At 66.2% G+C, this 12,886-nt stretch carries 10 protein-coding genes; 4 read left to right on the top strand and 6 right to left on the bottom strand.

The annotated features are described in order from the left end of the window. Positions 1 to 7 precede the first annotated feature (7 nt). Genes AC1RT8_RS11795 through AC1RT8_RS11785 form a run of 3 tightly spaced genes read right to left on the bottom strand, consistent with a single transcriptional unit; the run spans position 8 to position 5,045 of the window. Positions 8 to 2,656 carry a glycoside hydrolase family 3 C-terminal domain-containing protein gene (locus AC1RT8_RS11795; RefSeq protein ID WP_493075837.1) on the bottom strand — a complete coding sequence of 883 codons (2,649 nt, stop codon included), beginning with the start codon at positions 2,654 to 2,656 and terminating at the stop codon, positions 8 to 10. A 23-nt stretch (positions 2,657 to 2,679) separates the two neighbouring features. After that, positions 2,680 to 4,188, bottom strand: a complete 1,509-nt coding sequence (locus tag AC1RT8_RS11790) for a family 43 glycosylhydrolase (protein WP_493075836.1) — start codon at positions 4,186 to 4,188, stop codon at positions 2,680 to 2,682. Further along, positions 4,185 to 5,045 (bottom strand): SMP-30/gluconolactonase/LRE family protein, encoded by an 861-nt coding sequence (locus AC1RT8_RS11785; protein WP_493075835.1) that lies wholly within the window; start codon positions 5,043 to 5,045, stop codon positions 4,185 to 4,187. Before AC1RT8_RS11785 ends, AC1RT8_RS11790 begins: the two co-directional genes overlap by 4 nt. Before the next feature lie 98 nt (positions 5,046 to 5,143). On the opposite strand from AC1RT8_RS11785, the gene AC1RT8_RS11780 reads away from it, so the two are divergent. Then, positions 5,144 to 6,154, top strand: a complete 1,011-nt coding sequence (locus AC1RT8_RS11780) for a zinc-binding alcohol dehydrogenase family protein (RefSeq protein ID WP_493075834.1) — start codon at positions 5,144 to 5,146, stop codon at positions 6,152 to 6,154. 25 nt (positions 6,155 to 6,179) lie between these two features. Next, positions 6,180 to 7,133 (top strand): aldo/keto reductase, encoded by a 954-nt coding sequence (locus AC1RT8_RS11775; protein ID WP_493075833.1) that lies wholly within the window; start codon positions 6,180 to 6,182, stop codon positions 7,131 to 7,133. 8 nt (positions 7,134 to 7,141) lie between these two features. Here AC1RT8_RS11775 and AC1RT8_RS11770 read toward each other — a convergent pair whose 3' ends face one another. From AC1RT8_RS11770 to AC1RT8_RS11760, 3 genes are all read right to left on the bottom strand, one after another. Next, positions 7,142 to 8,836, bottom strand: a complete 1,695-nt coding sequence (locus AC1RT8_RS11770) for a sodium:solute symporter family transporter (protein WP_493075832.1) — start codon at positions 8,834 to 8,836, stop codon at positions 7,142 to 7,144. Between the two features lie 30 nt (positions 8,837 to 8,866). Further along, positions 8,867 to 10,267 carry a sugar porter family MFS transporter gene (locus tag AC1RT8_RS11765; RefSeq protein WP_493075831.1) on the bottom strand — a complete coding sequence of 467 codons (1,401 nt, stop codon included), beginning with the start codon at positions 10,265 to 10,267 and terminating at the stop codon, positions 8,867 to 8,869. A 171-nt stretch (positions 10,268 to 10,438) separates the two neighbouring features. Next, positions 10,439 to 11,242, bottom strand: coding sequence for a sulfite exporter TauE/SafE family protein (locus AC1RT8_RS11760; RefSeq protein WP_493075830.1), 804 nt, complete (start codon positions 11,240 to 11,242; stop codon positions 10,439 to 10,441). A gap of 607 nt (positions 11,243 to 11,849) precedes the next feature. On the opposite strand from AC1RT8_RS11760, the gene AC1RT8_RS11755 reads away from it, so the two are divergent. Further along, the gene (locus AC1RT8_RS11755; protein WP_493075829.1) at positions 11,850 to 12,119 is read left to right on the top strand and encodes a flagellar biosynthetic protein FliQ; all 270 of its coding nucleotides are present in this window, start codon (positions 11,850 to 11,852) and stop codon (positions 12,117 to 12,119) included. Between the two features lie 9 nt (positions 12,120 to 12,128). Further along, entirely contained in the window at positions 12,129 to 12,884 is a 756-nt protein-coding gene (locus AC1RT8_RS11750; RefSeq protein ID WP_493075828.1) for a flagellar biosynthetic protein FliR, read from the top strand. Positions 12,885 to 12,886 lie beyond the last annotated feature (2 nt).

Below are 12,886 nucleotides of genomic sequence, written 5' to 3'. Positions count from 1 at the left end.
CAGATGGTCAGCGCGGAAGCACCGTGCTGCCTGTGGTCTGGAACTCTCCCGAGATGCCCGGCGCCTGCCCGCCCGGCTGCCCGCCGCCGACCCAGAGCTGGTAGCGCCCCGCCTCGACCCGCATCCGGCCGTCCTCGCCGGCAAAGGCGAGTTCGCGCGGCGACAGAGTGAACTGCACGGTCTTCGTCTCGCCCGGGGCCAGGCTCACGCGCTCATAGCCGCGCAGCGACCGGAGCGGCGCCGACGCCGATGCTGGACCCGACAGATAGAGCTGGACGACCTCGTCGCCGGCCCGCTTGCCGGCATTGCGAATCTTCACCGAGACGCGCTGCTCGCCGCCCGCGGCGAGAGTCGGCGCGCCGACCGAGAGGTCGGAATAGGCGAAGCGCGTATAGCTCAGCCCCCAGCCGAACGGATATTCGGGTTTGCCGTCGAAATAGCGATAGGTCCGGCCCTTCATCGCATAGGCGGTGAAGGGCGGGAGCTGGCCGGCGGACGCATAGAAGGTGACCGGCAGGCGCCCGGAAGGGTTGACCGCACCGCTCAGCACATCGGCGATCGCCTCGCCGCCGCGTTCGCCGCCATACCAGGCCTGAAGGATCGCCCGGGCCTTCTCGCCCGTCGGCCCGAGCGCGATGGCCGACCCGCTTTCGAGGACGAGGATGACCGGCTTGCCCGTCGCGGCGACCGCGTCGACCAGCTCGCGCTGCGCACTGGGCAGACGCAGATCGGTGCGGTCGCCGCCGTCGAAACCCTCGACCTTCAGCGGCATCTCCTCGCCCTCGAGCCAGGGCACCAGGCCGACGAACAGGATCGCGACATCGGCCTTGCGCGCCGCCGCCACCGCCTCGTCGAGCAGGACCTGACGGGGTGCCTTCCAGGACAGGGTCACGCCCGCCGAGAAACGCGGCGACCGGTGGCTGTAGTCGAAGCTGAACCGGCGCGGACGCGTGTCGGCGAAGTGGATCGTCACCGTGCTGCGCGGCTTGCCGAAATCCTCGCAGGTCGAGCCAGCCCGGAAATCCGCGTTGCCTTCGACACGCAGCGCGTAGCTTTCATGGTCTTCGCTCGGGTCGCAGCGGCGGTCGGCGACCTCGAAACTATAATCGCCCGGCGCCGGCACCGCGATGGTGCCGGTCCAGCGCGCCGAGAAGGCGTTGGGGTCGACCCCCGGGGCAGGAGAGACGGCGTTCCAGTCGAAATCGATCTGCCGATCGGTGCGCCGCGCCACGACCGGCCCGGAGAAATCGGTACCGTTGAAGAACTCGACCTTCAGGCCTTGTCCGAACAAGGTGCGCGGCGCCGGGAGGGCGATCTGATCGACGAACGGTGCGCCCTGAGCATAGGTCACGCGGCCCGCGCCAAACCTTTTCTCGACCCCGTCCAGGGGCAGCACGGGGGAGACGGGCGTGCCCTTGTAATTGCCTTCGAGCGCGATGAGCGACGTCGCGCTCGGCCCGATAACGGCAATATTGCCGGCCTTCGACGCGAGCGGCAGCACGCCGTCATTCTTGAGCAGCACGATCGATTCGCGTGCGGCGCGGAGCGCCAGCACCTGATGATCGAGGCTGTGATTGGCGCTGATCGGCACGGTCGAGAAGGGAACGCGCGCCGACGGATCGAACATGCCGAGGCGGATCCGCGCCGCGAAGAGCCGGCGGAGCGACACGTCGAGCTGACTCTCCGCGATGAAGCCCTTGCGCACGCTCTCGCCCAGATCGAGATATTCGTCGCGGAAAGTGCAGGCGGTATCGGTGCCCGCCTTCACCGCCACCGCGGCCCCTTCGACATTGGTCTTGGTGAAATGGTGGCCCCGGGTGATGTCGTCGATCGCCCCGCAATCCGAGGTGACGAAGCCGTCGAACCCCCAATCGGTGCGCAGCGTCGTCTGCAGTAATTGAGGATTGGCGCAGGCCGGAACACCGTCGACGGCGTTGTAGGCGCACATCAGCGAATGCGCCTTTCCGTCGACCACCGCGCGGCGAAACGCCGGGAGGTAGGTCTCGTTCAGGTCCCGCGGGCTGGGGGTGACGTCGAACCCGTGCCGCAGCGGTTCCGGTCCGCTATGCACCGCGAAATGCTTCGGCGTCGCGATCGCCTGGAGATAGCGGGGATCGTCGCCCTGGATGCCGCGGACCAGCGCCGTGGCGAGAGTCCCGGTGAGGAACGGGTCCTCGCCCAGCGTCTCCTGTCCCCGGCCCCAGCGTGGATCGCGGAAGATGTTGATGTTCGGCGTCCAGAAGGTCAGCCCGAAATAGCGGTCGTGATTGCCCTGCGCCTGGGCGAGATTGTACCGCGCGCGGCCCTCGACGCCGATCGTGTTGCCCATGGCGTGCATCAGGTCGCGATCCCAGGTCGCCGCCATGCCGATCGCCTGGGGGAAGATCGTCGCCTCGCCGCCGCGGGCGACACCGTGCAGCGCCTCGTTCCAATATTCATAGGAGGGCACGCCGAGCCGCGGGATCGCCGGGGCCGCGTTCTGCATCTGGCGCACCTTCTCGTCGAGGGTCATCCGCCCGACGAGATCGCCCGCGCGCTTTTCGACCGGCGCGTCGGGGTCGCGATAGAGCTGCGCCTGGGCGAGCGACGGTACGCTCGCCAGGAGCAGTGCGACCACCGTTGCGCTTCGGCGCGTCCGGACAGTGTTTGATGCCATATTCTGCTTTCCTCCCGTGAAAGTCATCGCCGCGCGCGACCCGTTTTCGGATCGAACGCAAACCAGGTGATGTTGAAGAGATGCCCGTCGATGTCCGCGCCCGAGCCCCGCGCGGCCAGGACCAGATCATGCACGCCGCGCACCGGGGCGCCGATTGTCGTTCCGGTCAGCCGGTAGCTGGTCCGCCCCGCCGTCGGCTCGATCTGGACCGTCCCGAGCAGCCGGCCGGAAGGGTTGTCGAGCCGCAGTTCGAGCCGAGCGTCGCGGATGTCCGGCTGTTCCGCGCTGACCTCGGCCCGGAATGCGCGCGCGCCGGTGCCGAAATCCATGTTGCGGAAAAGCAGATAGCCGCCCGGCTTCATCTTCATCTGATATTCGCCGGCCAGCCCGGCCTCGCCGGTGGCGCCGGTGCGGACATGGAACTCGGCCGCCTCGCGGCGCGCGGCAAAGGCATCGAGGGTCAAATGGGTGACGCCGGGGGTGCCGACGCCGGCATCCTGCTCCGGCCGGACGGGGCGCAGCGTACCGTCGTTCAGGAACTCCAGCCGGGTGATCGCGACCTGACGGTGATGATCCGCATAGGGCTGCACATCGTCATAAGGGACATGATAGGCGAGATAGTCGCGGCCCTTGTACCGGCACATGCCCTGCTGGGTCGATTCATGCCCGCCGGGCGCGGGATAGATCAGCGTCCGCGGCGTCTCCTGGTCGAACGGCCCGAACATGCTGGGCCCGCTTGTATAGCGGACATAGGAACCCTTGGCCTCGCATCCCTTCGCCCTGATCTCCTTATAGGCGACATAGGTGAGGATCCAGCGCCCGCCCGACTTCAACAGCATCGGGCTTTCGAAATATTCGAGATTGCCACACACGTCGCGCGCCGGAACGCGGAGCTGGCGGGGCGCCTCGGCCAGGCTCGTCATGTCGGCGGCGAGCTTCCCGATCCACACCTCATGCTTGTCGGTGTCGCCCGAGCCCCAGAGCAGATAGGGGTTCCCATCATCGGCGGTGATGACATAGGGGCTGAGCGCCTCGATCGGCTTGCCGTCGGCGCCGCGCATCGGCCCGGCGAAGACGTCGCGGTACGGGCCGTCGAGCCGATCGGCGACGAAGGCGCCGAGCTGGAAGCGGCCGTAATTCTGCTCGCTCTTGGCGTTCACCCGAAAGGGCGCATAGGCATAGAAGCGACCCTGGTGCGGGATGCCGGCATCGCCGTCCCACAGCGCCCCGCCCGAATTCCAGGTCACGTCGCGGCCGGTCAGGATCGAGCCGTGATCGACCCAATGGTCGAAATCGGTCGTGCTGAGGGCGTGATAGGCGAACATGCCGCGGAAGAAGCTGTTGTCGCGCTGGAACGGGACCGTGAAAGGATCCTGGGTGGTGAACAGGTAGAAACGGTCGCCGATCTGCCGACAGGTCGGGTCCGAATTGAACAGATAGCCCGGCGTCACCAGCTTCTGCGCCTCGGCCTGGGTGGCGAGCGCGAGGGACAGAAGCGCGGCGACGACGCCGGCGCGGCGCGCGCGTGTCACAGCCGCACCTGTCGGGCGGCGAGGCCGCGAACACCGGACTCGAGCGCGAGCAGCGCGCCCGACAGCGGCGCGGCGCGCAGTACGTTATCGGACAGCCCGATGCGCGCCGTGGTGACGTAGAGCGTGGCAAGGTCCGGCCCGCCGAACGCGAGCGAGGTCGGGCGCGGCACGGGCAGCTCGACGATCCGGTCGATGCCACCGTCGGGATCGTAGCGGACGATCCGCCCCCCATCCCAGATCGCGCTCCAGACATGGCCCTCCGCATCGACCGCCAGACCGTCCGGCGCTTCCCCATCCGCCAGCTCGGCAAAGAGGGTCTTTTCGCCCAGGGTGCCCGACGCGACATCGCAGTCGAAACGGTAGATCGACTGGCGCATCGAATCCGTGAAGTAGAATGTCCCGCCGTCCGGGCTCCATCCGAGCCCGTTGGACACGCCGACCCCGTCAAGTTTCGTCACGGGTTCCTGACCGAAGCCGATTCGGTAGAGCGCTCCGACAAAGCTCCGCTCCGCATCGTCCATTGTCCCGATCCAGAAATTGCCGTGCGCGTCACACGCGCCGTCGTTGGTGCGCATGTCTCCGGCCAGGGGCAGCGGCGGGGCGACGAGCGTGCGCGCGCCGGTGTCGAGCGACAGGCGCTCGAAGCCGCGGCTGGTGGCGCACAGGATGGCATCCGGTGCCTCGGTCAGCGCGAGCGCCGAGACGATCCCGCCGAGCCGCCATGTCCGGTGCTCGCCGTCCGGCCGCCAGGAGTGCACGGCACCGCCCTTCAGGTCGACGAAATGCAAGGCCCCTATGCGCGCATCCCAGACGGGCCCTTCGCCAAGCAGGCAGCCGGCGTCCCATGCGCATTGCACCGCAACTACTCCCACATCCACTCCAATATGCGTATGCCTATCGACAATAAGGTGTAGTCCTATATTACAGGTAAAGGCAAGATTGTTTGGAGATTCGCATGCGGTCACTGGTGTGTCTGGAGCCCGGCTCGCTCGCGCTGGAGGAGCGGCCGACGCCCGCCCGCGGCGAGGACGAGGCGTTGATCCGTATCCGGCGGGTCGGGATCTGCGGCACCGACATGCATATCTTCCATGGCCGCCAGCCCTATCTCTCCTATCCCAGGGTGATGGGGCACGAGTTCGCCGGGGACGTCGAGGCAGCGCCGGAAGGCAGCGGCCTTGCGGTGGGCGATCGCGTACTGGTGATGCCCTATCTTTCCTGCGGAACCTGCGTCGCCTGCCGGCAGGGCAAGACGAATTGCTGCACCAGATTGGAAGTCCTCGGCGTGCACCGTGACGGCGCGCTCGCCGATTATGTCAGCGTTCCCGTCCAGTTCATCCTCAAGGCAAACGGTCTCAGCCTGGACGAGGCAGCGATGGTCGAGTTCCTTTCCATCGGCGCGCATGCCGTCGGCCGCGCCGCGATCCGCCCCGGCCAACGCGTGCTGGTCGTCGGGGCGGGGCCGATCGGGCTGGCGGCGTCGCTGTTCGCCGTGCTGGCGGGGGCACGGGTCGTGGTCGTCGATACCCGGGAAGACCGGCTGGCGTTCGCCGAGCGCGAGCTCCGGGTCGATCATGTCGTGCGGCTGTCGGACGATACCGAGGCAGCGCTGTGCGACGTCACCGACGGCGATTTCTTCGATATCGTCTTCGACGCCACGGGAAATCCCAAGGCGATGGAAACCGGTTTTGCCTATGTCGCGCATGGCGGAACCTATGTGCTGATTTCGGTCGTGAGTTCGGCGATCACCTTCTCGGACCCGGAATTCCACAAGCGCGAGACGACCCTGCTGGCGTCGCGCAATGCCACGATCGCCGACTTCGAGACCGTCATGAAGGCGATGCGCGAAGGCAAGGTGCCGACCCATGCCTTCGGCTCGCACCGCGCCACGCTGGACGAGTTTCCGCGCGCGCTGCTCGACTGGATCGATCCGGAGAGCCATGTCATCAAGGCGCTGATCGAGGTCTAGATACATGCACCTGCCGCGATTCGGCATGGGCTGCAGCGCCCTTGGCAATCTCTATTGGACGATGTCGGACGACGACGCCATCGCGACGGTCGCGGCGGCCCTTTCGCACGGCATCGGCTATGTCGACGTCGCGCCGCATTATGGCTTCGGCCTGGCGGAGCGCCGGCTGGGCATGGCGCTGGCTAGGCACGACGGCCCCGTGCCGATCGTGTCGACCAAGGTCGGCCGGTTGCTGGCCCCGACCGCGGCGGGCGGCACGCGGCACGGCTTTGTCGATGCCGATCCCTATGAGCCGGTCTTCGACTATCGCGAGGATGCCGTCCTCGCATCGCACGAGGCGAGCCTGGCGCGGCTCGGCCTGGCGCGGGTCGACCTGCTGCTCGCGCACGATCTCGGCGCCCTTACCCATGGCGCCGAGGCCGAGCGGCATCTCGGCGACTTCCTTGGAGGCGGCTATCCCGCGATGCGCCGCCTCAAACAGGCCGGACGGATCGACGCCATCGGCATCGGCGTCAACGAAGTCGCGATTTGCGAGCGACTGCTGGATGCAGTGCCGCTTGACATGATTCTCCTCGCCGGGCGCTACACCTTGCTCGAACAGGGGGCACTGCCCCTGCTCGACCGTTGCGCGCGCGAGGGCGTGAAGGTGATCATCGGCGGGCCGTATAATTCGGGCCTGCTGGTCGAGGCCCCGCACGGCGTCACGCTGCATTATGATTATGGGGCGGCACCCGCGCCGGCCATCGCCCGGGCCCAGGCATTGCGGGCAGCGTGCTCCGCACATGCGATCGCCTTGCCCGCGGCCGCGCTACAGTTTCCGCTTGCCCATCCCGCCGTCGCAAGCGTCGTTGCCGGGCTGGCGACGCCGGCGCAGGCAGCCGATATGACCGGATGGACAGGGGCCGACATTCCGGGCGCCCTGTGGCGCGACCTGCGGGCCGCGGGTTTCCTTGCACCGGGGGCTCCGACCCCGTCCTGACGCGCCGCTCAGTGCAGGAAGATGTAGAGCAGGGCGACCGTCGCAAAGAGCAACCCGGAGACGATGCGCGGATCCGTCGGCCCCTGGACCGGCCCGCGCAGGAAGGCGAGCGGATGATCCCATGACACGGCGGCGACCCGTGCCGCATCCATGGGCGGCGTCGCGAGGCTGACCCCGACATAGATGGCCACGCATAACGCCGCGAGCAACGGCCCGACGAGCATGAACGGGATGCCGACCCCATGATGCGGATCGCTGATCAGGCCGCCGAACGCCTCCCCCGGCGCAAGGCCGAGCAGCCCGCGCCCGACCGAAGGGAGATCGATGACGAAATAGGCGAGGCCGATCGCGGTGCCGATGAACAGGGTCGCCATCGCGCCCTGGTTATTGCCGCGCGGCCACAGGATGCCGAGGAGGAACACGGTGGTTACGGCCGGCGCGAAGGTCATCGGGATCTTGTTGATCGCCTCGAAGATGGTGCCGAACTGATCGCCCTGGGTCGACCAGGCCATCGCGAGCAGCATGATCACCGCTGTCGCGATGCGACCGATCCGAACGAGTTTCTGCTCGCTCGTCCCCGGCCTGATCCGGCGGACGATGTCGAGCGAGACGAGCGTGGCGCAGCTGTTGAGCGCCGCGGCCATGCAGCTCATCAGCGCCGCCGCCATGCAGGCGGCGAGCAGGCCGCGCAGGCCGACCGGCACCAGATGATTGATGAGCGCGGGCAGCATCGCATTGAAATCCGGCTGGCCGGTGCCCACAACCACCGGCAACTGGAACGCGCCGTGGCGCCACAGCACGAAGCCGATGATGCCGGGAAGGACCATCAGGAACACCGGCGTGATCTTGAGGAAGCCGGCGAACAGCGCGCCGTTCTGGCCGGCGCGCAGATCGCGCGCGCCGAGCACGCGCTGGACATGGGTCTGGTCGGCGCACCAGTACCAGATGCCGAGGATCGGATAACCGAGCAGCACGGCGAGCCATGAAAATCCGTTGAGATTGCCCGCATTGTCATGGACCGGCTGCAGCATGCTCAATCGCTCGGGCGAGGCCGCCTCGCGAAAGGCGGCGACGTCGTGCACCCCGATGCCCGGCAAGGCGTGGATGCCGAGCGCGGTGATCAGGATGGCGCCGCCGAGCAGCAGGCAGACCTGGATGCTCTCGGTCAGCACGACCGCGCGCAGCCCGCCCAATGCCGTATAGACGACGGTGAACAGCGACAGCGTGACGATGATGGGGAACATCGGCAGGCCGAGAAAGCTCTCGAACAGCTTCGCCGCGGCGAACAGGCTGATGCCGATATGCACCAGCAGCGCGCCGAGCAGGCCGATCACCGCGAGGAAGGTGCGGGCCGACGGACCATAGCGCCGCTCCATGAACTCGGGCAGGGTCTGGGCGCCCGACCGGATATAGAAGGGCGCGAAGATCAGGGCGAGCAGGATGAGCGTGAACGACGCCATCCATTCGAAATTGCCGATGACCAGGCCGTCCTTCGCCCCGCCGGCGGCCAGGCCCACCAGATGCAAGGTCGAGATGTTCGAGGTGAAGACGGCGGCGCCCACCGTGAACCAGTTGAGCGACCGGCTGGCGAGGAAATATTGCTGCGCGCTGCTGTTGCGCCGGTATCCGACGATGATTCCGAACGCGGTGATGCCGATCAGATAGACTGCCATGACGGCGAGATCGAGCCAGTTGAGTGTCATGCGTGCCTCATGGAAATGATGCGAGGGGACTCAGCGGTCCCAACCCTGCTCGATTTCTTCCAGACTCTGCCCCTTGGTCTCCGGCAGATTGCGCAGCACGAAGACGAAGCCGCCAGCGCAAATGCCGGCATAGATCCAGAAAGTGACCGCGGTTCCGACCGACGCATTGAGCAATGGAAAGGTATAGGTCAGCACGAAGCATGCTGCCCAGAGCGCGGTGGTGCAGATCGCGACCGACGCCCCCCGCGCCTCATTGGGGAAGATCTCGGAAAGGATGACCCAGGTGATCGGGGCGAGCGTCATGGCGTAGACGCCGATCGCCGCGACCACGAGCAGCAGCAGCGGCCAGCCCTGGAAATGGCCGAAATAGAGCGCGCCGAGCACGAGATAGATTGCGGCAAGCCCGGCACAGCCGATCAGCATGAGCGGCCGGCGGCCCCACCGATCGACCGTGCCGATCGCGATGAAGGTGAAGATGCACATGACGACACCGGTGACGACGATGTTGAACAGGATCGCCGAGAGCGCATAGCCGGCCGCCGTGAACACCTCCTGCGCATAGTTGAAGATCACGTTGATCCCGCACCATTGCTGCAGGACAGCGAGCGTGATGCCGATGGCGAGCGCCCGACGGGTGCGCGGCTGGCGGATCGTGCCCCAGACGTCGCGCGACGGGGCCGCGGCGAAGCCGGCGCGCATTTCCTCCACGACGATCTTCGCCCGCGCGCTGCCGCCGAAGCGCGCGAGCACCGCTTCGGCATCGGCCCAGCGCCCCTTGCCAGCGAGCCAGCGCGGGCTTTCGGGAATGACCAGCGCCCCGAGGAAGAACAATGTCGCCGGGACGACCGCGGCTTCGAACATATGGCGCCAGGCGGTCTGGCCGTTCCAGCTGGCGCGGATGCTGTCCATCGTCGCACCCGCTGCAATCGGGTCGGCGATGAGCCAGTTGACCGTCTGCGCACCGACGATGCCGAGCACGATGGTCAGTTCGTTGAGGCAGACCAGCTTGCCGCGAATCTCGGCGGGCGCGATCTCGGCGATGTAAACGGGCGACAGGACCGAGGCCATGCCGATGGCGAGGCCGCCGACGACGCGCCATACGACGAACCCGTCGAAGCTCATCGCGCGGCCCGTGCCAATCGCCGAAACGGCGAACAGCAGCGCCGCGACGAGCAGCGCGCGACGTCGGCCAAGCGCTTCGCTGAGCGCGCCCGACCCCACCGCGCCGACCAGGCAGCCGACCAGCGCGCAGCTCATCGCCCATGCCTGGAGCTGGGGTTCGACCACGCCGAAATAGGCTTCGTAAAAGGGCTTGGCGCCTCCGATGACGACCCAGTCATAGCCGAACAACAGGCCGCCAAGCGCCGAGACGCCCGCCACGAACCAGAGAAAGGCCGATCCGCCGCCCGATTCGGTCGAGTCAGCGTGCACGATAGCCTGAGATGTCGGCATTATTCCCCCAGATATCGTGCGTTATTTGCCTATCCTGTATTATAGCTTGGCGTTCTTCAAGCACAATCGCAAGCAATGGGTGCCCGTTCTGACGATTTTCCTCCCGGCCCGGCCGGACCCTGGCGCGATCAGTATCCTGACCCGCAATGCCTAGAAGATCAGTTTGCCGCCCACGATCGCGAGTGCCCCGGCAAGCACGGTGCGCGATACCCCGTCCGGTACCCGCGCCGAAACCAGGCTTCCGACGATGATCCCCGGCACCGAGCCGATCAGCAGCGAGAGCAACAGGCCGAAATCCACCGAACCCATTGCCCAGTGACCCATTCCGGCGATCAACGTCAGCGGAACCGCATGCGCGATATCGGAACCGACCAGGCGATTGGTGGGCAGCTTCGGATACAGGATCAGCAGCGCGGTCATGCCGAGCGCACCCGCGCCGACCGACGACAGCGAAACCAGCACGCCGAGCACAGCCCCGAGCATGATGGTCAGGCGCATGATCCGGCGGTCGGGCGTCGCTTCCAGCACGCCCGCATAACGAGCGAGGATCTGGCGACGGAACGCCATCGCTATCGCGGTCGCGATCAGCGCCAGACCGAGCATCACCGTGATCACATGCTCGGTTCCGTCGAGTTTCGTGCCCACATAGGCAAGGGCGAGGAGAGTCACGAGAGTGGCCGGCACGCTGCCAATCGCAAGCCGGCGGACCACCTTCCAGTCCACCGTCCGGTTGAACCCATGCACCGCGGTGCCGACGGTCTTGGTCGCCGACGCATAGAGCAGGTCGGTGCCGACCGCGGTCACGGGATGAAAACCGAACGCCAGGACGAGCAGCGGCGTCATCAGCGATCCGCCCCCGACCCCTGTGAGGCCGACCAGGAATCCGACCGCGAGACCTGCGATCGAATAGAGCGGATTGATCTCGACCATCATCGGCGCTCTTCCCGTCACCATCCTCGCATGTCGGGGAAGACTTGCCCCAATCGGGCGCACGCGCGAGGTAGATTTTCTCCTGCCTTCCATGGGGTTCATTTCGAGAACCCGTAAGGATCACCCTGCCGATATTCGAAACGGGGGAGCCCCTGAATGAGGAGGCCTGGGGCGGACGAAGAAGCACAGGTCCGGACGACCGCTCCCACGGATAGCTTGGCTTCAGCGACTTTTCGAATACCGCCGGAATCCCGGACGGGAAGGAATGGTCACGCCGGCTGACCTGTGGCGCCGCAACCACGATCACAACGACACTGGCCTATAACCAGCTGGCCGCAGTCTTGCGACGACCGAGAGTCCACCGCGTTCATGCTCATTCCCTACAAGGAGGCTTGGAGACATTGCCACGGGTAGTATCTGATGGACGCGCAACGGCCTTGACGTTGGCACCCATGAGCCCGACGTCATTCGCTGTGGCATCCGCAAAAAAGCAACCAAAATGGATGTATCCGCCCGGCCTATGTAACGAAATACATTGCCTGTTCTGCTCACCTGTCTAAATTTGGGACAGGCGGAGACGTCGGCGAATCGTTCCCGACGTTCGGCGCGATGCCTGATCCCGGGGGATAGAATGGGCGCCGACCGAGCGTTGAGTTTGTTAAACGAGATGCTGTGGGCGAGCCTCCTCGTGGCTGGCCCTGTCCTCATCGCAACCCTTCTCGTTGGCTTGTTGATCAGCGTCTTTCAGGTGACGACACAGCTTCAGGAAATCACTCTCAGCTACGTGCCCAAAATCCTCGTGGCCGCGTTCCTCCTCATTGCGATCGGTCCCTGGATGATGGGACGCGTCACTCAATTCGCGACCTCGCTATATTCCGTCATTCCTTCGCTCGGGGGCTGATAACCGCCGATGGGGGAACTGACTGACAAGGCGATTGCAATCCTGCTGGTCAGCCTGCGCATCGCACCGACCCTGGGGTTTTCGCCGCCGTTCACGCTCATTCGCGTGCCGGCACTCGTTCGTGTCTTTCTTGCCATCGGGCTTGCGGGTTGGCTGGTTTCATCTCATCCCGGCGAGACCTGGCAGGCGGACTACCGCACGAACGGGATATTCCTGACCATGATCGGCGAACTCCTGCTGGGGATCGCCCTATCGCTCTCGCTTCAGCTCGCCTTCGCTGCCCTTCTCACCGCCGGACGGACGATCGACGTCCAGGCCGGCTTCGGCATGGCGATGCTGATCGATCCCACGACCCGGACTCAGCTGCCGCTCGTCGGGACGTTGTTCGCCTATGCGGCGGGCGCGATCTTCTTCGCCACCGAGGGGCCCGCCGACCTGCTGGCGATCTGGTCGGCGTCGCTCGAACAGGTCCCGCTGGGACATGCCACCCTTGGCGGCGATATCACTGTCCTGAGCAGCTATATCTCCGCCGTCTTCGTGATGGCCTTCGGCCTTGGCGGGCTGGTCATGCTTGTCCTCTTCCTCTGCGACTTGGCGATCGCCTTCATGTCCCGCACACTCCCGCAGATGAACGTCATGCTGATGGGCTTCCAGGTAAAGGCGATGGTCATGCTGGCCATCCTTCCGATCGCACTGGCGCTGTCAGGGTCGTTGTTCCTGCGCATGCTGCGCTACGCGCTCGAAACCGCGCCGCGCCTGATCTGAAC

Source organism: Sphingomonas sp. GW821-FHT10F11 (assembly GCF_058809095.1).
The sequence above is the reverse complement of the archived record's forward strand: the minus strand, read 5'-3'. Positions and strand labels throughout refer to the sequence as shown.